Annotated in this window: 22 protein-coding genes and 1 pseudogene; 11 read left to right on the forward strand and 12 right to left on the reverse strand. The window is 66.7% G+C overall.

The window, feature by feature from the left end; translation table 11 throughout:
- Positions 1 to 6 precede the first annotated feature (6 nt).
- From ACHQ4I_RS16005 to ACHQ4I_RS16015, 3 genes are read left to right on the forward strand one after another with little or no spacing between them, the layout of a single operon-like run.
- A complete protein-coding gene (locus ACHQ4I_RS16005; RefSeq protein ID WP_420772491.1) occupies positions 7 to 381 on the forward strand; it encodes a DUF742 domain-containing protein in 375 nt (124 codons plus the stop codon).
- Complete coding sequence (locus ACHQ4I_RS16010; RefSeq protein ID WP_420772492.1) at positions 371 to 1,012, forward strand: GTP-binding protein; 642 nt, start codon at positions 371 to 373, stop codon at positions 1,010 to 1,012. Before ACHQ4I_RS16005 ends, ACHQ4I_RS16010 begins: the two co-directional genes overlap by 11 nt.
- Positions 1,005 to 1,814 carry an MHYT domain-containing protein gene (locus tag ACHQ4I_RS16015; RefSeq protein ID WP_420772493.1) on the forward strand — a complete coding sequence of 270 codons (810 nt, stop codon included), beginning with the start codon at positions 1,005 to 1,007 and terminating at the stop codon, positions 1,812 to 1,814. The genes ACHQ4I_RS16010 and ACHQ4I_RS16015 overlap by 8 nt, the downstream gene beginning before the upstream one ends.
- Before the next feature lie 26 nt (positions 1,815 to 1,840).
- Here ACHQ4I_RS16015 and ACHQ4I_RS16020 read toward each other — a convergent pair whose 3' ends face one another.
- Entirely contained in the window at positions 1,841 to 2,653 is an 813-nt protein-coding gene (locus ACHQ4I_RS16020; protein ID WP_420772494.1) for a VOC family protein, read from the reverse strand.
- Positions 2,654 to 2,779: 126 nt separating this feature from the next.
- Here ACHQ4I_RS16020 and ACHQ4I_RS16025 point away from each other — a divergent pair, with 126 nt between their 5' ends.
- The gene (locus ACHQ4I_RS16025; protein WP_420772495.1) at positions 2,780 to 3,805 is read left to right on the forward strand and encodes a glycoside hydrolase domain-containing protein; all 1,026 of its coding nucleotides are present in this window, start codon (positions 2,780 to 2,782) and stop codon (positions 3,803 to 3,805) included.
- A 275-nt stretch (positions 3,806 to 4,080) separates the two neighbouring features.
- Here the strand turns inward: ACHQ4I_RS16025 and rpmF are convergent, their stop codons facing one another.
- From rpmF to mrf, 3 genes are read right to left on the reverse strand one after another with little or no spacing between them, the layout of a single operon-like run.
- On the reverse strand, positions 4,081 to 4,257 hold the full coding sequence (gene rpmF / locus ACHQ4I_RS16030; protein ID WP_420772496.1) for a 50S ribosomal protein L32: 177 nt from the start codon (positions 4,255 to 4,257) through the stop codon (positions 4,081 to 4,083).
- Between the two features lies 1 nt (position 4,258).
- The gene (locus tag ACHQ4I_RS16035; protein ID WP_420772497.1) at positions 4,259 to 4,540 is read right to left on the reverse strand and encodes a type B 50S ribosomal protein L31; all 282 of its coding nucleotides are present in this window, start codon (positions 4,538 to 4,540) and stop codon (positions 4,259 to 4,261) included.
- The gene (gene mrf / locus ACHQ4I_RS16040) at positions 4,537 to 5,856 is read right to left on the reverse strand and encodes a ribosome hibernation factor-recruiting GTPase MRF (RefSeq protein WP_420772498.1); all 1,320 of its coding nucleotides are present in this window, start codon (positions 5,854 to 5,856) and stop codon (positions 4,537 to 4,539) included. Before mrf ends, ACHQ4I_RS16035 begins: the two co-directional genes overlap by 4 nt.
- A gap of 140 nt (positions 5,857 to 5,996) precedes the next feature.
- Here mrf and rpmB point away from each other — a divergent pair.
- The 4 genes and pseudogenes from rpmB to rpsR form a co-directional block, all read left to right on the forward strand.
- Positions 5,997 to 6,212, forward strand: a pseudogene (gene rpmB / locus ACHQ4I_RS16045) (50S ribosomal protein L28); the annotation flags it as partial.
- Positions 6,213 to 6,387: 175 nt separating this feature from the next.
- Positions 6,388 to 6,558, forward strand: coding sequence for a 50S ribosomal protein L33 (gene rpmG, locus ACHQ4I_RS16050; RefSeq protein WP_420772499.1), 171 nt, complete (start codon positions 6,388 to 6,390; stop codon positions 6,556 to 6,558).
- The gene (rpsN, locus tag ACHQ4I_RS16055) at positions 6,558 to 6,863 is read left to right on the forward strand and encodes a 30S ribosomal protein S14 (protein WP_420772500.1); all 306 of its coding nucleotides are present in this window, start codon (positions 6,558 to 6,560) and stop codon (positions 6,861 to 6,863) included. The genes rpmG and rpsN overlap by 1 nt, the downstream gene beginning before the upstream one ends.
- A gap of 33 nt (positions 6,864 to 6,896) precedes the next feature.
- Positions 6,897 to 7,151 (forward strand): 30S ribosomal protein S18, encoded by a 255-nt coding sequence (gene rpsR, locus ACHQ4I_RS16060; protein ID WP_355176510.1) that lies wholly within the window; start codon positions 6,897 to 6,899, stop codon positions 7,149 to 7,151.
- A gap of 64 nt (positions 7,152 to 7,215) precedes the next feature.
- Here rpsR and ACHQ4I_RS16065 read toward each other — a convergent pair whose 3' ends face one another.
- Complete coding sequence (locus ACHQ4I_RS16065) at positions 7,216 to 7,785, reverse strand: LysM peptidoglycan-binding domain-containing protein (protein ID WP_420772501.1); 570 nt, start codon at positions 7,783 to 7,785, stop codon at positions 7,216 to 7,218.
- A 251-nt stretch (positions 7,786 to 8,036) separates the two neighbouring features.
- On the opposite strand from ACHQ4I_RS16065, the gene ACHQ4I_RS16070 reads away from it, so the two are divergent.
- The gene (locus ACHQ4I_RS16070) at positions 8,037 to 8,492 is read left to right on the forward strand and encodes a hypothetical protein (protein WP_420772502.1); all 456 of its coding nucleotides are present in this window, start codon (positions 8,037 to 8,039) and stop codon (positions 8,490 to 8,492) included.
- Here ACHQ4I_RS16070 and ACHQ4I_RS16075 read toward each other — a convergent pair.
- From ACHQ4I_RS16075 to ACHQ4I_RS16095, 5 genes are all read right to left on the reverse strand, one after another.
- On the reverse strand, positions 8,489 to 10,060 hold the full coding sequence (locus ACHQ4I_RS16075; RefSeq protein WP_420772503.1) for a family 20 glycosylhydrolase: 1,572 nt from the start codon (positions 10,058 to 10,060) through the stop codon (positions 8,489 to 8,491). The genes ACHQ4I_RS16070 and ACHQ4I_RS16075 overlap by 4 nt on opposite strands.
- A gap of 159 nt (positions 10,061 to 10,219) precedes the next feature.
- On the reverse strand, positions 10,220 to 11,794 hold the full coding sequence (gene purH / locus ACHQ4I_RS16080) for a bifunctional phosphoribosylaminoimidazolecarboxamide formyltransferase/IMP cyclohydrolase (protein ID WP_420772504.1): 1,575 nt from the start codon (positions 11,792 to 11,794) through the stop codon (positions 10,220 to 10,222).
- Positions 11,791 to 12,423, reverse strand: a complete 633-nt coding sequence (gene purN, locus ACHQ4I_RS16085) for a phosphoribosylglycinamide formyltransferase (protein WP_420772505.1) — start codon at positions 12,421 to 12,423, stop codon at positions 11,791 to 11,793. Before purN ends, purH begins: the two co-directional genes overlap by 4 nt.
- Before the next feature lie 157 nt (positions 12,424 to 12,580).
- Entirely contained in the window at positions 12,581 to 14,080 is a 1,500-nt protein-coding gene (locus tag ACHQ4I_RS16090) for a cell division protein PerM (RefSeq protein WP_420772506.1), read from the reverse strand.
- 148 nt (positions 14,081 to 14,228) lie between these two features.
- Positions 14,229 to 15,269 (reverse strand): DUF5336 domain-containing protein, encoded by a 1,041-nt coding sequence (locus ACHQ4I_RS16095; RefSeq protein ID WP_420772507.1) that lies wholly within the window; start codon positions 15,267 to 15,269, stop codon positions 14,229 to 14,231.
- 327 nt (positions 15,270 to 15,596) lie between these two features.
- On the opposite strand from ACHQ4I_RS16095, the gene ACHQ4I_RS16100 reads away from it, so the two are divergent.
- The gene (locus ACHQ4I_RS16100) at positions 15,597 to 16,184 is read left to right on the forward strand and encodes a Uma2 family endonuclease (protein ID WP_420772508.1); all 588 of its coding nucleotides are present in this window, start codon (positions 15,597 to 15,599) and stop codon (positions 16,182 to 16,184) included.
- 88 nt (positions 16,185 to 16,272) lie between these two features.
- The gene (locus ACHQ4I_RS16105; RefSeq protein WP_420772509.1) at positions 16,273 to 17,214 is read left to right on the forward strand and encodes an undecaprenyl-diphosphate phosphatase; all 942 of its coding nucleotides are present in this window, start codon (positions 16,273 to 16,275) and stop codon (positions 17,212 to 17,214) included.
- A gap of 59 nt (positions 17,215 to 17,273) precedes the next feature.
- Here ACHQ4I_RS16105 and sucD read toward each other — a convergent pair whose 3' ends face one another.
- Positions 17,274 to 18,188 (reverse strand): succinate--CoA ligase subunit alpha, encoded by a 915-nt coding sequence (gene sucD, locus ACHQ4I_RS16110; protein ID WP_420772510.1) that lies wholly within the window; start codon positions 18,186 to 18,188, stop codon positions 17,274 to 17,276.
- Between the two features lie 11 nt (positions 18,189 to 18,199).
- Complete coding sequence (gene sucC, locus ACHQ4I_RS16115) at positions 18,200 to 19,366, reverse strand: ADP-forming succinate--CoA ligase subunit beta (protein WP_420772511.1); 1,167 nt, start codon at positions 19,364 to 19,366, stop codon at positions 18,200 to 18,202.
- Between the last annotated feature and the right edge of the window lie 416 nt (positions 19,367 to 19,782).

The following is a 19,782-nucleotide window of genomic DNA, read 5'->3' on the forward strand; positions in this document are numbered from 1 at the left end:
CCAACGATGTCGAGTCCACTCGGCCAAGGGCCCAACCGGCCGACAACCCGTGTCAGACCGTATGCCCTGACCTCTGGGCGCACCGAACCCGCGGTCGACCTACCGCTCGAAGCGGTTATCGAAACGCTGTCGTACACTGCGCATCTCGATTGGCCAGCGGGCGATCTGCGCACTGAGATCCTGCGGCTGGGCACGCACCGGCTCTCGGTCGCCGAGATCGCCGCCCACCTGGATCGACCGCTGGGCATGGTCCGGGTCATGGTCGGCGACCTCGTCGTCGACGGCGCCCTGCGCGTGCATTCGACCCTGACCGAAGAGGCAAGCTTCGACGAGCGCCGTTCCCTTATGGAGAGGACTTTGCGTGGACTCCGTGCCCTATAAGACTGCTGGGAACTACGGACAACCCGGCAACCCCGGGCCTGGTGACGCCGACACCCGCGTCGCCTCGACCAAAATCGTCGTCGCCGGTGGCTTCGGCGCCGGCAAGACGACCTTTGTCGGCGCGGTATCGGAGATCGTCCCGCTACGCACCGAGGCCATGGTGACCCGCTTCTCCGACGGTATCGACGATCTCGCCGATACCCCGGATAAGGAAACCACCACGGTCGCCATGGATTTCGGCCGCATCATCCTGCCTGGCAACCTGGTGCTCTACCTGTTCGGCACGCCGGGGCAGCGCCGGTTCTGGTTCATGTGGGACGACCTGATCCGCGGCGCCATCGGCGCGGTGGTGCTCATCGACACCCGGCGGCTCGAGGACAGCTTCGCCGCGGTCGACTTCTTCGAGGCGCGCAAGCTGCCGTTCCTGATCGCGGTCAACCGCTTCCCGGACGCGCCCCGCTTCCCGATCGCCGAACTGCGCGAAGCGCTTTCGGTGCGCGAAGGGGTACCCATCGTGGATATCGACGCGCGCAATGCCATGGAAGTCCGCCAGGCGCTGGCGGCCGTCACCGAATATGCGATCGCCCAACTGAAGGCGCTCGAATTGGAAGGAACCGCACGACATGCATGACGTCCGGTTGTTCGCTGCGGCGAACGGCGGCGCCGCGGTGGACCAGTTCTCCATGGGGTACTGGGTCTCCGCGCTCTCGTTCGGTGTCTCGGTGCTCGGCGCCGTGGTCGGGCTGGCCTGTGTGCTGCACGCCGCGCGCTCGTCCCGGTTCCGGTTGGTGTGGGTGACTTCGGCCGCGGTGTCGCTCGGCGGCGTCGGGGTCTGGCTGGCCACCTCGGTGGCGCTGCTCGGCCTGGATATACCTGGCACCGCGGTGCGTTTCGACGGCGGCCGGATGATCGCGGCCATGGTGACGGCGTTCGTCGCGGTATTCGCCGCCCTGATCGTCATCGGCCGCCGCCTGCAGCTGGCCCGGCTGATCCCGGGCGGGCTGGTGATGGGCCTCGGCTTCGCCTTGACGCTCTACTTCGGGTTCGGGTCCATCCGCATTCAGGGTTCGATCGACATCTCCCCGTGGCTTGCGGCCGTCGCGGTCGTCGTCGCGCTGGTGACCGGGGTGGGGACGCTGTGGTCGTTCCAAGCGCTGCCCTTCCCGCTCGCGCGCGCGGCGACGGTGCTGTTGTTCGGCGTCGGTGTGGCGGGCACGTACTACGCCGGCATCGCTGCCATCGATCCTGCCGTTGATTCGGCCGCGAAGACGCCGGACGGACTCACGCTGTTCGAATTCGTCTTTCCGATGTTCGTGATCGGGTCGCTGGCACTGACGGTGCCGATCACCGCGGTGCTCATCGCGCCCGACCGGCGCGAGACCGCCGCGGTGATCGAGGCCGCGCGCCGATCCGAGCTCCAGTCGGTGCGCTGAGCCGACTCGAGCCTGTCCTGCCTTTGTCAGGCCTTGGGCGCTGGCATCTCGCCGACGGTCTTGCTCGGGTCGATGATGCCGATCGCCTCGCCCTGCGGACCGGCGATGACGGCCGAGCGCCCGGCGGGTGAATCCGAAATCGCCTGTAGTACTTTGCCGCCCAGTTCCGGTGTCACGGCCACCGCGGCGTCCACGTCGTTGTGCTGGAACCACACCAGCCAGTAGGACGGCATGCCGTCCGCCGGTTTGCCGGACTCGTCGGCGATGCCACCGACGCCCTCGGTCCTGGTCGGCGGAGTGAACACCTGGTACTCCGCGTCGCCGAAGTCGAATTCGGTGTAGTGGAAGCCGAATACGTCGGCATAGAACTTCTTGGCCGCCTCGATATCGCGGGTGTGCAGTTCGTTCCAGCCGTAGGCGCCGTGTTCGTTGTACACGGCGGCGCCGTTGTGTTGCTCGGCCTGCCAGACCGCGAAGACCGCGCCGACCGGATCGGTCGCGACGAACATCCGGCCGAACTCCATCACGTCGAAGGTGGGCATGATCAACTGGCCGCCCGCGGCCAGCACCTTCGCCGCGGTGGCGTCGGCGTCGGCGACCGCGAAATAGGTGGTCCAGACCGATGGCATATCCGCCATCGAATCGGGTTTCGGGCCGATTCCGGCCACTGCCGCACCGGCTTTCATCGCCATCAGGTAGCCGCCCGCGTCCGGGCCGCCGTCCTGGATCTCCCAGCCGAACAACTCCTGGTAGAACTGCGCGGCCTTCGCCGGGTCGTCGACCTGACAGTCGATCCAGGCCGGTGTTCCCTCGGGCCATGCCTCGTTGCGTGTGGGCATCGGTCATCTCCGTTTCTCAGTGAATGGGCACCTCCATGGCCCCAGTCAACCACCGGCCGACGACAGATTGGGCGGGTTCGGCAATGCCGCCGATTTCAGTCCGACGTCCCACCTACAGTGGGAGATATGCGTTTCGGTCTGGACTATGCCGCGGGACGTCCCGGCGCCGCGGCGATCCGAGCGGCCGGATTCGACTTCGTGGTGCGCTACCTCTCCGTCGGCGGTCCGACGCTGCCCGGCAAGCAGCTGACTCCCGTCGAGGCCGATGATCTAGGCGCGCACGGCATCTCCATCGTGTCCAACTGGGAAACCACCGCGACCAGAATGCTGGACGGCTATGGTGCCGGAATCGTCGACGCCCGTGCGGGTTTGGCACAGGTGCTGCGCTGTGGCGGGCGGTCGGATCGGCCGATCTACTTCTCCGCGGATTTCGATTCGACGCCGCAGGACCAGCTCGCTATGAATGCCTATCTCGCGGGCGCGGCCTCCGTGCTCGGTGCCGCGAATGTCGGTATCTACGGGGGGTTCTGGTCGATCAGCCGGGCGCTGGATGCCGGCGCCGCGGCATGGTCGTGGCAGAGCGATGCCTGGTCCGGCGCCAATGTCGAGGCCAGGCGCAATATCCATCAGACATCGCGGCAGGTGGTCGTCGGCGGCGTGCTGTGCGATGTAAACGAGGCCGAGACAATAGATTTCGGCCAGTGGGACGTTGTACAGGAGGAACCGGACGTGACGCCGGAACAAGACGCCGTACTGCGCGATATCCAGATCCAGCTGCGTGGCCCCGGCCTGTCCGGCTGGCCGCAGCTGGGCGCCGATGCGCAGGGCCACAACCGCACCCTGGTCGACGGGGTGGCGGCGGCGCTGCAGCGGATCCAGGAGTTGGAGGCCGAATCGGCGGATCTGCGCACGCAAGTCGGCGAATTGCGTACGGAGGTCAGCGAACTCGAGGCCACGACCGCGGATCTGGTCGAGGCGATCAAGCGGTTGGGCGGGCGACACTGGCCGTGGCCGTTCTCGCTGATCGAGGGTCCGGCCGACTTCGTCGGCGAGCAGCTGGCCCGCTTGGAGTCGTTATTGCCGGAATTGCCGGGTTTGCCCGGAAGCCGGGAGGCGGAGAAATCGGCAGAGAGGCCGGAAGTTTGGCGATGAGCGGGTTCTCGGAGTTCCGGCGAACCGGATCTCGAGAACCCGCCCTCCCGGATGAGGGTACCGGCACGACAGCACGAAATCATCACTGCGACAGGACTTTTACGGACACGAAAAACCAACTCTCAGTACGTAATTGACCTGTGAGCTACCCGGACGCAATCGGAGCCACCGAAAGATCACCATGTGGTGCGGATCACATCGTTAGCTATCAGATTGCCAGCAGTGCGCGACGGCCCGGCAGATATTTCTGCCGGGCCGCCGTCCGTTCGAGCGCGCTATCGAATCCGTTCCGGATCGATGAGCCCGCGCCGCACCGCCTGCACCAAACGACGCGGCACCTTGTGCACGACACCACCGACACTGACCGGCACCAGGTCCGGCGGGGTCGCCTTCCACTGCGAGCGGCGGCTGCGGGTATTCGACCGGGACATCCGGCGCTTGGGCACCGCCATATCAGCCCTCCCCTCGTCCGGGCCGCGACGTTGTCCGTGTCCGCTTGCCGTATTTGCGCTCGAACTTCTCCACCCGGCCTTGGGTGTCCAGCACGCGGTGCGCGCCGGTCCAGAACGGATGCGAATCGGAGGTCACGTCCACGACCAGCATCGGGTAGGCGTTGCCGTCCTCCCACTCGACGGTGCGGGTGCTGGTCGCGGTGGACCTGGTCAGAAACCGCTTTCCGGTGCTCGAATCCTCGAACACCACCGGGTGGTAGTCCGGATGTATTCCAGCTTTCACTTCGCTTCTCCTCTCGGGCTTTTCGCCTGTCCGTCGATCGGCAGGCCAGTGGGTTCACAGGGGTCGGCGTGCCATTCGCCGAAGGGGTCTTCCCACTGCGCGACCCGCTCGGGTGCGCGTTCCACCAGGCGCAGTTCGTCGTCCTCGACCAGCGCCCAGTGCAGGGCCCGACGGATCTCGGCGGGGTCCGCGTCGTGGGCCAGGATCACCAGCGAGATGTCTCGATCGCCGAACTGTTCGTCCCAGCGCAGCGCGGCCATGGCCCGGCGCGTGGGATCGGCCTGTGCCAGCTCGCTCGAGCTCATGGCGGCCAGCCACGGCCCCGCGCCGCCGACGCGCAATCCGCCGCCCGCGGACTCCAGCCACACCACCTCGTTCGGCTGGGTGGCCAGCCACATCCGTCCGCGCGCGGTCACGACGCCGTCGAAGAGCACATCGAGGGCTTCGTGCAGGCGAGCCGGATGGAACGGGCGGCTCGCGGCGAATTCGATGAGGGCCACACCATATTCGGCGCCCAGCGGCGGTTGGCCGCGCAGCAGCGGTGCGTGTGCGTCGAAGATGCGACCGCGCCGAGAGTCGGCCGGGATGCGCGCGAGCAGTTCCTCGACATCGGCCGCGGCGAAGAGATCGATATCGTCGACCCAGGCCACGGGCGCCCCCGGCACCAGCCGCGACAGTATCGCGCCGAGTCGCGCCTGATCGATGGCGTCACCGGTATTGCCCAGTGCGACAACGGCATCCGCGAAGTCGACCTGACCGACCGCCACCTGGGCCACCGTCCGGTCGTCGTCGGCAGTCGCCGAACCGCGCTCGGCGAGCGTGTCCGCGCTGGTGGCGTCGGCCAACCAGCTCGGTGCGTCCACACAGGTGAGCACGGCTTCGACCCGCACATCGCGACCGGCCGGACCGTCGACGCGACCGACCACGCCGGTGACCACGATATTGTCGATCGCCTGACTCACCGACTCCGCCTCGAACGCCGGATCCAACTCCAGCACAATGCGATTCACCGAATCGCGCGCGGCGAGCACGCACAGCAGCGGCAGCAGATCGATGCGCAGGGTGCAGGAGACGCAGCCGTGTGCGAGCTCGAGCACGGTCGAGGTCACCTGCTCGCCGATGCGCACCGTGCGGTGCACGATGCCCTCGCGCAGCCCGCTCAGGTTGTGGCGAATGGTGGCGGTGCCGGGCGCCTCGCGCAACGCCGCGGCCAGTCGGTCTACACCCGCCGCGGCCGGTCCGGAGGATCCGGCGATCACCACGACGGGCGTTCGCCGATCGGACTGCCGCCCGGGTGGGGGTAGCGCGGGATCCACCGCAGGCTCCTTTCGATAACGATTTTCATTTGCTGTTGTCTAACGGTACATTGTCGAACGGCCGTTGTCGAAAATGATTGTCAACTACTCGACCCACCCCGCCGGCTCCGCCGGCTGCCATCCCCGAACGGAGGAAGCCCATGTCGGCCCACTGCCAGGTCACCGGGCGCAAGCCGGGATTCGGCAAGTCCGTATCGCACTCGCACAAGCGGACGAGCCGACGCTGGAATCCCAATATCCAGCGCAAGACCTACTACCTGCCCAGCGAGGACCGGCGCATCACGCTGACCGTCTCCGCCAAGGGCATCAAGACCATCGACCGGGACGGGATCGAGGCGGTAGTCGCCCACATCCGCGAGAGCGAAGCGAAGCGGTCCAAGAAACCCAGCCGCGAGAGCGAAGCGAAGCGGTCCAAGAAACCCAGCCGCGGGAGCGAAGCGAAGCGGTCCGACAAGCACAGCCGCGGGAGCGAAGCGAAGCGGTCCGACAAGCACAGCCGTGGACGCGGCGACAAGATCTGACGGGAGCGCCATGGCCTCGAAATCGACCGAGATCCGGCCGATCATCAAGCTGAAATCCACTGCGGGAACGGGATATACGTACGTCACCAGGAAGAACCGGCGCAACGATCCGGACCGCATGGTGCTGCGCAAATACGATCCGGTGCTGCGCAGGCACGTCGACTTCCGCGAGGAGCGCTGATGGCCAAGAAGTCGAAGATCGCCCGCAATGAGCAGCGCAAGGAGGTCGTCGCCCGTTACGCGACGCGTCGCGCGGAGCTCAAAGAGCTGATCCGCAGGCCGACTACGTCCGAGGAGGACCGCGCCTCGGCACAGTCGGCGCTACAGCGGCTGCCCCGTAATGCCAGTCCGGTACGATTGCGCAATCGGGACGCCGCGGACGGACGACCGCGCGGTCATCTCCGAAAGTTCGGACTCTCCCGCGTACGTGTGCGCGAGATGGCCCATCGGGGTGAACTCCCCGGTTTGCACAAATCGAGCTGGTAGACAACCACTGATCTCGAGAAGGAAACCCGTCATATGGCAGTCAAGCGAGCACCCTCGAAGAAGGTTCGCGCCGAGCAGGCCCGTCGCCCGAAGAAGAACCCGCTGATTGCGGCGGGCGTCGAGACGGTCGACTACAAGGACATCAATCTGCTGCGCACCTTCATCTCCGACCGCGGCAAGATCCGCAGCCGCCGGGTCACCGGTCTCACCCCGCAGCAGCAGCGCCAGGTCGCCGTCGCGGTGAAGAACGCCCGCGAAATGGCACTGTTGCCGTTCACCAGCCGGTAGACACCGACCGACGAAGAAGGGCCCCCGCAGCGATGCTTCGGGGGCCCTGGTCATTCGGTGATCCCTACGGGATGGTCAGGACCTGGCCGGGGTTGATCAAGTCCGGGTTGTCGATGCCGCTGGCATTCGCGATCTCCTGGTAACGGTTGCCGTCGCCGTAGAAGCGCTCGGCGATGGCCCACAGGGTATCGCCCGGCTCGACCGTGTAGGTCTGCACAGCGGGCGGCGGGGGCGGTACCTCTTCGGCGGGCGCGGCGACCGGCTCGGCGATCGGCTCCGGCTCCGGGGCGGGCAGCGGGGTGTCGGTGTTGGTGTCCGACGCCCACAGCGCGCTGCCGTCCTTGCCATACAGCACCACATTGCGGTCGGCCTGCACGGTCAGCCGGTCCGCCTCCCGGCCATTGGTCTCGGTGGCCCAGGCCGCGTCCGCACCCTTGTAGAGCACGAAGTTGCCGTCCTCCTGCAGGACGGCCCGCTCGACACCCTGATCATGAGTCAGTGTGGACCACACGACATTTCCACCCGGTTCCGACAACACCAGGTTGCCATCGGCCTGCAGGGTCAGGGTGTACGCACCGCCCACCAGAGACTGGCCGAGCCCGAGTTCTTCACCTACGCGCAGCGTGTCGCCCACGTTGTTCCTTTCGAATTTCACTGTGCCAAGCATCTGACTCGACACGCGCCGCGAACCCATATTGGCGCGTATCGGCCCCGAATGTACTGTGCGAGCGGCCAGGGCGGAGGTATTACGCGCAGGCTTAGCCAAAAGTTCACTGTGTGGGCTTTATCGCTCTATCATCTTGTCGCACAACCTACGCGGTGGTTCTCACGGGTTGCTGAGTACGTTCTTCTCGGCGTGTCGGCGCGTCTACTAGGGTGGTCGGTATGTATCGGATGTCGGGAGTTCGGCCCGCCGCAGTCGCCGTCGCTTTGTTCGTCGGCCTTGCCGTCACCGGGTGCGGTGGCTCCGATAATGGTGGCGCGCAAGACAAGACGACGACCAGTTCGGCGAAGACCACGCCGACCGAAGGGAAGCCAGCCGACGCGGGCCGGATGTTCGTCGCCGATCCGACCATTGTCGGCGCGCATCCGATTCCGTTCACCTCGTGGTCGCGGGTGGCCGACGATCGGATCGCCGTCAACTTCGAGATCGGATCGCCCGAGTGCTACGGGGTGGATGCGAGTGTGCAAGAGACGGATTCGACGGTCACCGTCGAGTTGCGCTCCGGGACCCGCGCCGACGCGGTCGGGCGGATGTGCACGATGATCGCGGTATTCGGGACCCTCGAAGTGCCACTGAAGGCGCCCTTGGGGAACCGACAGGTGCTCAGCGCGGCCTAACCCGGCACGGGTTCGGCGATCGCGTCCGATAAGGCGGCGAATTCGGGATAGCTGCCGGATTCGGCTGGACCCCAGGTCTTTTGCGCCATTACGCGCAGGGGCATCGTGATCGATGCGGCGATCTGTGCGGGTGTCCGCGCGGTCGGGTCGTCGCACCAGACGTATAAGCCGGAGCCCAGGCTGCTCGCGTTCTGTCGCGAAGTCAGTCGGATACCGTCCACGAAAAGCGTTGGGTCCCAGAGCTCGTAGGCCAGCGCGGGCGGGACGTTTCCGATGCTGGCCGGTCCGCCGGTCACGTAGTACGTGGGCGTGAAGGCGGCGTTTTTCACCTGATGGCCGGCGTCGATGAGATCCGGTGCGGTGCGGGCGATTCCGAAGAACGGAAGCGGCAATTGCGGGATGCCCGCCCGGCTCCAGAAGTCGACGACGATATCGCGGTCGGGGATGATCGTGCCTTCGCCGGTGTGCAGTCCGTCGTTCCAGATGCGCGGGCGTTTGCCGTGTGCGCGCACGATATCGGCGCCCCAGTTGATCAGGCCGAGGTAGGCATCGACCGGCTGGGCCTGCGGTCCGTAGGTGGCGCGGGCGTATTCGCCCAGTTGCGGGTATTCGTCGAAGGACACCACGCGGGCGCCTTGGAGCAGGAACTCGTCCGCGCCGAGATGCCAATAGCGGCCCGGGAATTGCGGAAGGAACTCCTCCAGGATGTCGCGCATCAGGTCGTAGCTGCGGGGGTTCGCGATATCGATGGCGGCGTCGGAGACGGTCCCGCTCGCGCTGCGCAGCTTCAGCTCGGGATGTGCGGCGAGGATCCCGTTCATATGGCCCGGGAAATCCACCTCGGGCACGATCTCGACCTGATAGCGGGCGGCGTAGTCGATCAGATCGCGGATGTCTTGTCTCGAATAATGTTCCGAAGCAGTGATTTCCGGATGCCGTGCGCTCTCGAGACGGAAGCCGAAAGTATCGGAGAAGTGCAGGTGCAGCAGGTTCATTTTGAGCTGGGCCATGCGGCGGATTTGTTCGCGCAACATATCCACCGGCATGTATTCGCGGCCGACGTCGAGCATGAGGGAGCGTTCGCGGTAGTCGGGCCAATCCGTCACGGTGCCGCCGGGAATCGTGGGGCCTGCGTGCAACATCTGTAGTACGGACCTGGTGGCGTAGAAGGTTCCCGCCGTATCGGTGCCCTGTAGGTCGAGGGTGTCGCCCACTGCTATCCGGTACGCCTCCGCAGTGTTCGGAGCATTGTCGAGCGGACCGTTTCGCAGCACGATGTCGCCGGGGCCGCCGGACGAACCGGACTGTGCCACAACATCATTGCCGGTAAGAGTGCGCAAGCCGTTGGCGAGATCGACGGCGGCGTCACGCAGCCCGTCTCCTTCGTACACCACTCGTGCATGCGCGCCGAGCGTAAATCCGGTCCCACCGGCCACCCAGCGCTGCACCGACGGAACCGTCGGCGGTGCGAACCGCTCGGCCCGAACCGGCGACGCCCCACCACCCAGAACGGCCCCCGTAACCAGCAAGGCGACCACCCCAGAAGCCACCACCGCACGATTCGACATGCGGCCACTCTATGAAACCGGACGCGCCGCACCGCCTCACCCCGCCGCATCGCAGGCGGGGTGAGGACCATCGACCGTAGGCGCCGTCGACAGCCACCATTTGACTACCGTCGGCGGGTGCTCGGCGGGAGCGGGTGGCGCCCGACCTATGTGGGTGAGTTAGTGAGCGAAGTGGCGAGAACCAGTGAGGTACAGGGTGACTCCCGCTTCCCGGGCCAGGTCGATGGTGTCCTGGTCGCGGACCGAACCGCCGGGCTGCACGATCGCCCGGATTCCGGCCTGGATGAGCTGCTGCGGGCCGTCGGAGAATGGGAAGAACGCGTCCGATGCGGCGACCGAACCCTTGGCGCGGTCACCGGCGCGCTGCACCGCGAGACCGACCGCGTCGACCCGGTTGACCTGGCCCATGCCGACGCCGACCGAGGCGCCATCGTGGGCGAGCAGGATCGCGTTGGACTTCACGGCACGGCAGGCGCGCCAAGCGAATTCGAGGTCGGCGAGGGTTTCCGGGTCCGCCGCCTCGCCCGCGACCAGGGTCCAGTTCTCCGGGTTGTCGCCCGGTGCGTCGAGGATGTCGCGCAGCTGCAGCAGCGCGCCGCCGCTGATCGGGCGCAGTTCCGCCCCACCGCGGCGCGGCGGCTCGGCGACCAGGATGCGCACGTTCTTCTTGCGCTGCAGTACCTCGACGGCGCCGTCGGCATAAGACGGTGCGACGATCACCTCGGTGAAGATCTCGGCGACCTGTTCGGCCATCTCCACGGTGACCTCACCGTTGGCCGCGATCACGCCGCCGTAGGCGCTGACCGGATCGCATGCGTGCGCCTTGCGGTGCGCCTCGGCGATATCCGCGCCGATCGCGATGCCACAGGGGTTGGCGTGCTTGATGATCGCGACCGCTGGCGCCGCGTGGTCGTAGGCGGCGCGCCAGGCGGCATCGGCATCGGTGTAGTTGTTGTACGACATTTCCTTGCCGTGCAACTGCTTTGCCTGTGCCAGCCCCTGGGTGCCGTCGTTCTGGGTGTAGAGCGCGGCGGCCTGATGCGGGTTCTCGCCGTAGCGCAGCACCGAGGCGCGATCCCAGCTGCCGCCGATCCAGCTCGGGAACTGCTGTGCGGCAGCCTCATTCGACTCGGTGGCGGGGGCGAGCACGCTGGTCATCCAGCTCGCGACCGCGACGTCATAGCTTGCGGTGTGCTGGAATGCCTTGGCCGCCAACGCGGTCCGCTCGGCAAGGGTGAAACCGCCCGACCGCACGGCGGCGAGCACGTCGTCGTAGTCGCCGCTGTCGACGACCACCGCGACCGACGGGTGGTTCTTGGCGGCGGCGCGCACCATGGACGGGCCGCCGATGTCGATCTGCTCGACGCATTCGTCGTTGCTCGCGCCGCTGGCCACGGTCTGGGCGAACGGGTACAGATTCACCACGACGAGTTGGAAGGCCTCGACACCGAGTTCGACCAGCTGGTCGACGTGTTCGGCCTTGCGGGTGTCGGCGAGGATGCCCGCGTGCACCCGCGGGTGCAGGGTCTTGACCCGGCCGTCCAGGGTCTCCGGGAATCCGGTCAGATCCTCGACCTTGGTCACCGGAATGCCCGCGTCGGCGATCTTGCCCGCCGTCGAACCGGTCGACACCAGCTCGATCCCGGCGCCGTGCAGCCCGGTCGCGAGCTCGATGAGCCCCGTCTTGTCGTAGACGCTGATCAGCGCCCTGGAAATCCCCTTACGCTCACTCACCGAAGTACCCGCTCATCTGGAATTACTGCCTTTCGTCCGTCGGAGACAATGCCTCTGGTGGCGACGGCGGCGACAACCTCCGCCAGCAACCGTCGCTCGACAACCTTGATGCGCTCGTGCAGGGTGTCCTCGTCATCGCCGTTCAGTACCGGCACCGCTTCCTGCGCGAGGATGGGTCCGGTGTCGATGCCGGAATCGACCAGGTGCACGGTCGAACCGGTGACCTTCACCCCGTAGGCGAGCGCGTCGCGGACCCCGTGCGCGCCGGGGAATGCGGGCAGCAGCGCGGGGTGGGTATTGATGATCCGGCCGCCGTAGCGGGCCAGGAAGACCGGGCCGAGAATCTTCATGAATCCGGCCGAGACCACCAGATCGGGTTCGTAGGCGGCGACCGCATCGGTCAGCGCGACATCCCAGGCGGCGCGATCGGGAAAGTCTTTCACTGCCATCCGGAAGGCCGGAATCCCCGCGGCGGCCGCGTGTTCGGTGGCCTGGCAGACCCGGTCGACCCCGACGGCGACGACGGTCGCCGGATAGTCCGGCGCGGCCGCGGCCTCGATGAGGGCGTGCAGCAATGACCCGGTGCCGGAGGCCAGCACGACGACGGTGGCCGGGGCCTGGCCGGGCACCCATGGGGCATTCGGGGACGCCTGGGGGGCAGCAGCCGGCGGGGTGGGCAAGCGCCGGGGGACGGCAGCCGACGGAGTCGGCGGGGTGGGCAAACTCAGCGGTCTACTCCTGCGTATCGGTCGAAGGGGGATGCGGTGCGACACCGCCGAGTAGAGCCTAACGACCGTCCACCGGGTCACTTTCCGGCAGGTCCGCCTCGACCACTTCGGCATCGATGATGTCGGGGATGGTATAGCTGCCCGCGGCGCGGGAGGTGGCGATGGCGTCCTGCTCCTCGACCAGTTCGCCGTCGAGTTCTACGTCGAGATCGGGGTCGTCGTAGTTGTCGTTGTCATAGTCGTATTCGTCGTCGTAGTCGTATTCGTCGTAGTGATCGCTCGCGTGGTAGCCATCGTCGTAGTCGTCGTCATGATCGTCGTCGTAGTGGTCGTCTTCGAAATAGTCGTCGTCGTAATCAATGACCGGTGCGCCGATGGGGACGACGAACCAGCGCGCGAACATCAGGCCGACATAACCGGCGACGGCCAACCAGCCGAAGGTCACCGCCGCGAAGATCGGCAGGTCCAATCCCATATGTCCGAACGTGCCGAGGTCACCACCCGCGACCGCGCCCAGCAGCACCAGCACGACAGTGGCCACCCCGGCCGAGGTCAAGGTCGCCCACGGCGCGGCGGCTCGGTCATTCGAGGTCCGTCCGATATCCAGTCCGCCGAGCACACCCACCGCCGCCGGGATCAGCAGCAGCACCGGCCACCAGCCCTCGGCGGGTCCGGTGGGCACCGCCGCCATGACCGGAACGGCCGGAATCGGCCCGCCGACAACCGAGAACACGCCGATCGAGGCATCCCCGAACTGCGCGCCGGAGCCGACGACCACACCGACCGCCGCGAGCACCACATTCGGCAGGTATGCCAGCGCGAGCAGGGTCAAGCCGATCGCGCCCACCGCATTGCCCGCGGTCTGATAGGTATCGCCGATACGCGACCAGTGCGCGAAGAAGGACACGATGACGACCGCGGTGGCGCAGGCCAGCAGGCGCAGCACCGACCGGCCAGCGCCGAAGGTGCCCGCGATCGCCCAGTCGGGCAGGCGCAGCAGCGTGAAAAGCCTGCGCCGGTTGCGGCTCGCGATGCCGCCCGCCGCGGCGACCAAATGCAGGCCGCCGACCCAGACGAAGGCGGCCAGGGTATTCGGCGGCTGCAGCGCGACCACGCCGGACGCGTCCTCGGCGACCGCCAGACAGACGGCCGTGACCAGCAGCGGACCGGCCAGCGCCGCACCGACGATCCAGCCGAGCTCGGCGCGCGAACTCTCCGGCTCGACCGCCTGGGCACAATCGCGGCCGGACAGCCAGACCAGCAGTCCGGTCGGCAGCAGCGGAAGCAGGCCGAGCGAGGTCTTGCCGATCACCAGCGGAACCTGGTGTGCCACAAGCCAACCCGCCGCGATCGCACCCGAGGTACCCGTCATGCTGCTCCCCGAGGAAAGCAGGGCGGCCAGCATCAGGACGGTGATGGCGACGAGCGCATAGGTCGTCGGGCGGGCGGCGACCAGGAGCAGCACGCGGGCGCGCTCCGGGGTCAGCGACAGAAACCCGGCCTCGTCGAGACCGTCGGCGTGGGAACCGCGCGGTGGCGTCGATCGGTCGCTCCGCACCGAGGATTCCGGCGCGCCGCGGGACTCGGTGGTCCGGCGAACAAGAGAGGATCTCGGGGAGCTCATAGAAATTCAGCGTGGCAGCTCTCCCGGCGCGAGCGGGTCAGGCGCGCCGACCCGGTGTGCGGCGCGCCGGGAGAGCCGGAAACTACTTGTTGTCCTCCGACGGACGGAACGCGTGGGTGGCGTCCGAGGACGGGTCCGAACCGGTCTCACCGCCGAAGGGCTGGTTCTGCTGCCCCGGCTGGCCCTGGCCGAAACCCGGTGCGCCGTACTGCTGTCCGGGCTGCTGCTGGGTGCCGAAGTGCTGGGTGGCACTCTCATCCGGGCGCGGCTGCGCGGCGGGCGTGGCACCGTAGGGCGAACCCTGCTGTGCCGCACCGTATCCGGGCTGCTGACCATAGGAGGGCTGCTGACCGTAGGACGGCTGCTGGCTCTGACCGTAGGACGGCTGGCTCGGCTGGCTCTGACCGTAGGGCTGCTGCGACTGGTACTGCGGGCCGGTCTGGCTGCCGTATCCCGGCTGGCCGTAGGACGGCTGACCCGGCTGGCTCTGGCCGTAGGGGCTCGGGCTCTGGCCGAAGGCGGCGGGCTGACTCTGGCCGAATGCGCCCTGCTGGCCGTAACCGCCGGCGCCGAAACCGCTCGGCGGGCCCTGTGGCGTTGCGGGCTTGGGCGCGGGCGGGGTCAGGATGCCGGATTCGAAGAGCACCGCGACCACCGCGACGGCGGTCTGCACGAAGGCCAGGAAGAGCAGCAGGTAGGCGCCCCACTTCAGCTCGACCTTCAGAAGATCTTCGGTCGTGGTGAAGGCCAGGAACAGTGTGCCGAGGAAGCCAGCCGCCGATGCCGCGGCCGCGGCGCCGGTCCAATTCTGCTTGGGCAGCAAGGAAAGTCCGGCGAGCAGGCCGCCGAGCAGCAGGATCGCCAGCAGCCCGCCTCCGCCGAAGTACTGGAAGAGGCTGAGTGTGACACCGTCGCTACGCCGGGACTGCGAATCCCCGCCGAAGAACGGAACGAAGCCGAGCAGGAAATTGATCACACCGAGCGCGGCGACGCCGACCACCAGGAAATACGGCAGGCCCTTTGCGGTGGACCCGGTGCCGGTGCCAGCCGACTGGCCGGTGCTGGAAGGTGCGGGTGGCGTCGCGGGTGCGTTGTACCCGGAGCCCCCGGTCGGGTATGACATGGTCGTCGTCTCCTAGGTCGAGTCGTACGTAGTCTTGACGGCTTGGATCCCTTCTGACGCTACTGCACTCGCTGACCCAGGTCACCCTTAACAAACTGGCCAGGCGACCGAAAAACACCGTCTACGCTGGTCCTCTGCGAATCTGTGCCCGCCGATAACAATTCTGCGCTACCACCTCAGATGGGAACGCGTTTCGGCCAGCGTCGGGCGTTCCGGGCCGAAACCCCTTCGATGCCCCTCGGCGGCACAGGCAATCGCCTTCAGTTCAGTACAGTCAATGATGTGAACTGAACCGAATACAAGGGCGATCCAGCACGGAGGCGGACCATGACAGCGCACATGTTGCCGATCCCGCACGGGCAGCCGATCAGCGTGCAAGAATTCGACGCTCTGCCGGTCGACACCAGCCATCGTTACGAGATCGAGAACGGACTCTTGCTCGTGAACGCTCGCCCTGCGCCACCACACAGCCGCGCCATTAAGCGACTGCTCATACAGCTCGACCCACAATTGCCCCCGGAATGGGAAGCATTCTCGGAGGTCGAGGCGGAGCTGCCCAAAGGTCCTTCACCCCGTAGGGTTCCCGACGTCGTCGTCGCCCCGCCCGACATCGATGAACAGATACGAATCCGGCCCGAGCAGATCGCCCTGGCCATCGAAATCGCCTCGTCCGACGAATCGGCGGTTCGTGACTATTCGATCAAGGCGGGCGAGTATGCCGCCAACGGCATCGAGCACTACTGGGTGATCGACATCGTCGACCCGGAATCGGTCGGCCTGACGGTCTACACCTTGGACGTGGACGCGGGCGAATATCGGATTACCCCCAGGTCCACCGGCCTCGTGCGCCAAGAAGCACCGTTTCCGCTCGTCATCGATCTCGATGCCCTGGTAGGCCCGCGTCGGCGAGACTGAAACCGCAACTCCGACAACCATTTCAAAACGGACACAGGTCTGATTCTGGGCGGGCCGCCACGGGTTCAGCGTGCCAAGCTGTCAGGCGATGCTCACGTATACCCAAGCCGTTGTGATCGGCGCACTTCAAGGCATAACCGAACTGTTCCCGATTTCCAGCCTGGGTCATTCCGTTTTGGTGCCCGCTTGGCTGGGTGGGTCCTGGAGCGATCTGGTGACCCAGGGCGATTCCGACTCCGGCACACCGTATCTGGCCTTCGTGGTCGGCCTGCATGTCGCGACGGCGATCGCGCTGCTGGTGTTCTATTGGCACGACTGGGTCGATATCGTCACCGGCTTCCTCACCACTCTGCACACCCGGCGGATCGAGACCTCGACCCAACGCCTGGCCTGGCTGGTGGTCCTCGCGACCGTGCCGGTCGGCGTTCTGGGGCTGCTGCTGGAACATCCATTGCGCACGTTGTTCGCGAAACCCCTTGCGGCAGGCCTGTTTCTGACGCTCAACGGAGTCGTGTTGATCACCGGCGAGGTGCTGCGCCGCCGCAGCCAGCCGACGCTGGCCGACTACGGCCGCCGCTTCGCCGAGACCGAGGCGCGGGCCAAAGCCATCGAAGAGGGATACTTCGTGGCGACGGCCGAAGAGGAGACCGGCCTCGGCGATCTATCGGTCCAGGACGTGTTGATCATCGGCGCCGCGCAGACCGGCGCGCTGTTCGCCGGCATCAGCCGTTCCGGCATGACCATGGTCGGCGGCCTGCTGCGCGGCCTCGACCACGAGGACGCCGCGAAGTTCGCCTTCCTGCTGGCCACCCCGGTCATCCTGGCCGCTGGCCTGCTGAAGCTGCCGACGCTCGCCGGTCCGCAGGGCGAGGGCATCCTCGGTCAGGTCCTGGTCGGATCGATGGTCGCGGGCGGCGCCGCCTACCTGGCGGTTCGCTTCCTGGAGCGCTATTTCAAGTCGAATTCACTGCTGCCGTTCGCGATCTACAGCCTCGCCTTCGGCATCGCCTCGGTGGTCCACTTCCTCTGATAGAACGACGAAGGCCGCCTTCGGCGAACCGGAAGGCGGCCTTCGTGCGAATCAGCGGATCAGGCGGTGACGCTTGCCTTTTCCAGGATCTCGCGCGCCAGCGCGGCGGTCTCGGACGGCGTCTTGCCGACCTTCACACCCGCGGCCTCGAGCGCGTCCTTCTTCGCCTGGGCGGTACCGGCCGAACCGGAGACGATGGCGCCCGCGTGGCCCATGGTCTTGCCCTCGGGGGCGGTGAAGCCCGCGACGTAGCCGACCACCGGCTTGGTGACGTTGGCCTTGATGTAGGCCGCGGCCCGCTCCTCGGCGTCGCCGCCGATCTCGCCGATCATCACGATCAGCTTGGTCTCGGGATCCTTCTCGAACGCCTCGATGGCGTCGATGTGGGTGGTGCCGATGACCGGGTCGCCGCCGATGCCGATGGCGGTGGAGAAGCCGAAGTCACGCAGCTCGTACATCATCTGGTAGGTCAGGGTGCCGGACTTCGACACCAGGCCGACCGGGCCCTTGCCGGTGATGTTGGCCGGGGTGATGCCGACCAGCGACTCGCCGGGGGTGATGATGCCGGGGCAGTTCGGGCCGATGATCCGGGTCTTGTTGCCCTTCTCCACGTTGTAGGCCCACGCGTAGGCGGTGTCCTGCACCGGAATGCCCTCGGTGATGACCACGAGCAGCGGGATCTCCGCGTCGATGGCCTCGATGATGGCGTCCTTGGAGAACTTCGGCGGCACGAACGCGATGGAGACGTCGGCGCCGGTCGCCTTGATGGCCTCTTCGACGGTGCCGAAGACCGGCAGCTCGATCGCGTTGCCGTCCTTGTCGGTGTGCGCGACGGTGGTGCCCGCCTTGCGCGCGTTGACACCGCCCACGACCTGGGTGCCGGCCTTCAGCATCAGCGCGGTGTGCTTGGTGCCCTCACCGCCGGTGATGCCCTGGACGATGACCTTGGAATCCTTGTTGAGGAAGATAGACATTTCCGGTTTCCTTACTTGGCCGCTGCCAGTTCGGCGGCCTTGTCGGCGCCTTCGTCCATTGTCTGCGCGAGCGTGATCAGCGGGTGCGCGGCATCGACGAGAATCTTGCGGCCCTCGTCGACCTTGTTGCCGTCGAGACGGACGACCAGCGGCTTGTTCGCCTCGGCTCCGAGGATCTCCAGTGCCTTCACGATGCCGTTGGCCACCGCGTCACACGCGGTGATACCACCGAAGACGTTCACGAATACGCTCTTGACCTGCGCGTCGCCCAGGATGACGTCCAGACCGGCCGCCATGACCTCGGCCGAGGCGCCGCCGCCGATGTCGAGGAAGTTGGCGGGCTTGACGCCGCCGTGGTTCTCGCCCGCGTACGCGACGACGTCCAGGGTGGACATGACCAGACCGGCGCCATTGCCGATGATGCCGACCTCACCGTCGAGCTTGACGTAGTTGAGGTCGTTCTCCTTGGCCTTGAGCTCCAAGGGGTCGGTCGCGTCCTTGTCCGCGAAGGCCGCGTGACCCGGCTGCCGGAACTCGGCGTTCTCGTCGAGGGTCACCTTGCCGTCGAGCGCGAGGATCTCGTTTTCGGGGGTGCGGACCAGCGGGTTGACCTCCACCAGGGTGGCGTCCTCGCCGATGAACACCTCCCAGAGCTTCTGGATGGTGACGGCCGCGGCGTCGAGCACGTCGGCGGGCAGATGGCCCTGCTCGGCGATCGAGCGGGCGAACGCGAGATCGACACCCTTGACGGCGTCGACGGGCACCTTGGCGAGACGCTCGGGCTTGGTCGCGGCGACCTCTTCGATCTCCATACCGCCTTCCACCGAGCACATGGCCAGGTAGGTGCGGTTGGAGCGGTCCAGCAGGAAGGAGATGTAGTACTCCTCCGCGATGTCCTTGGCCTCGGCGACAAGGATCTTCTTGGTGATATGGCCCTTGATGTCGAGGCCGATGATGTTCTGCGCGTGCGTGAACGCGTCGTCCGGGGTGGCGGCGAACTTGACACCACCGGCCTTACCGCGGCCACCGGCCTTGACCTGGGCCTTGATCATCACCGGCTTGCCGATTTCCGCCGCGATCGCGCGGGCGTCCTCGGCCGTGTCCGTGACGCGGCCCTCGGACGAAGGCACTCCGTGCTTAACGAAGAGCTCCTTCGCCTGATATTCGAAGAGATCCATGTACTCACCGTCTCGTCTGCGTTGTGATGACAACGTCTTTGTTGGCGGCCCGACGTCGGAAGCGGGTCGGGTCGGACTTTAACCAGTCACATGGAGGGCCAAACGGCCACGTTCATCCTAAGTGGCGCAGGTCACGGGCCGCCGCCCAGGGCGGCAAAACGCCTGGCCAAGGCTACTCGCCAGTAGGTTGCTGACGGCGCGCCAGGTAGAGCCGCCGAACCGGTTGACCGATGGCCTTCTACTACGGTTCGTCGTCGTTCAGCCTCACCTGCGTCCCCCGATCACAGTGAGATATTCCGGTGCGTTACCGTGATCAATCTCACATGTTTGGATTGATCGCACGCAGCGCTTGCGGACCCCGCAATCGTTTCGTTACCGTTATTGAGGTCGATGTCACAACACGGTCACGACTAGGA

This window comes from Nocardia nepalensis (genome assembly GCF_048910785.1).
Taxonomy (GTDB): Bacteria; Actinomycetota; Actinomycetes; order Mycobacteriales; family Mycobacteriaceae; genus Nocardia; species Nocardia nepalensis.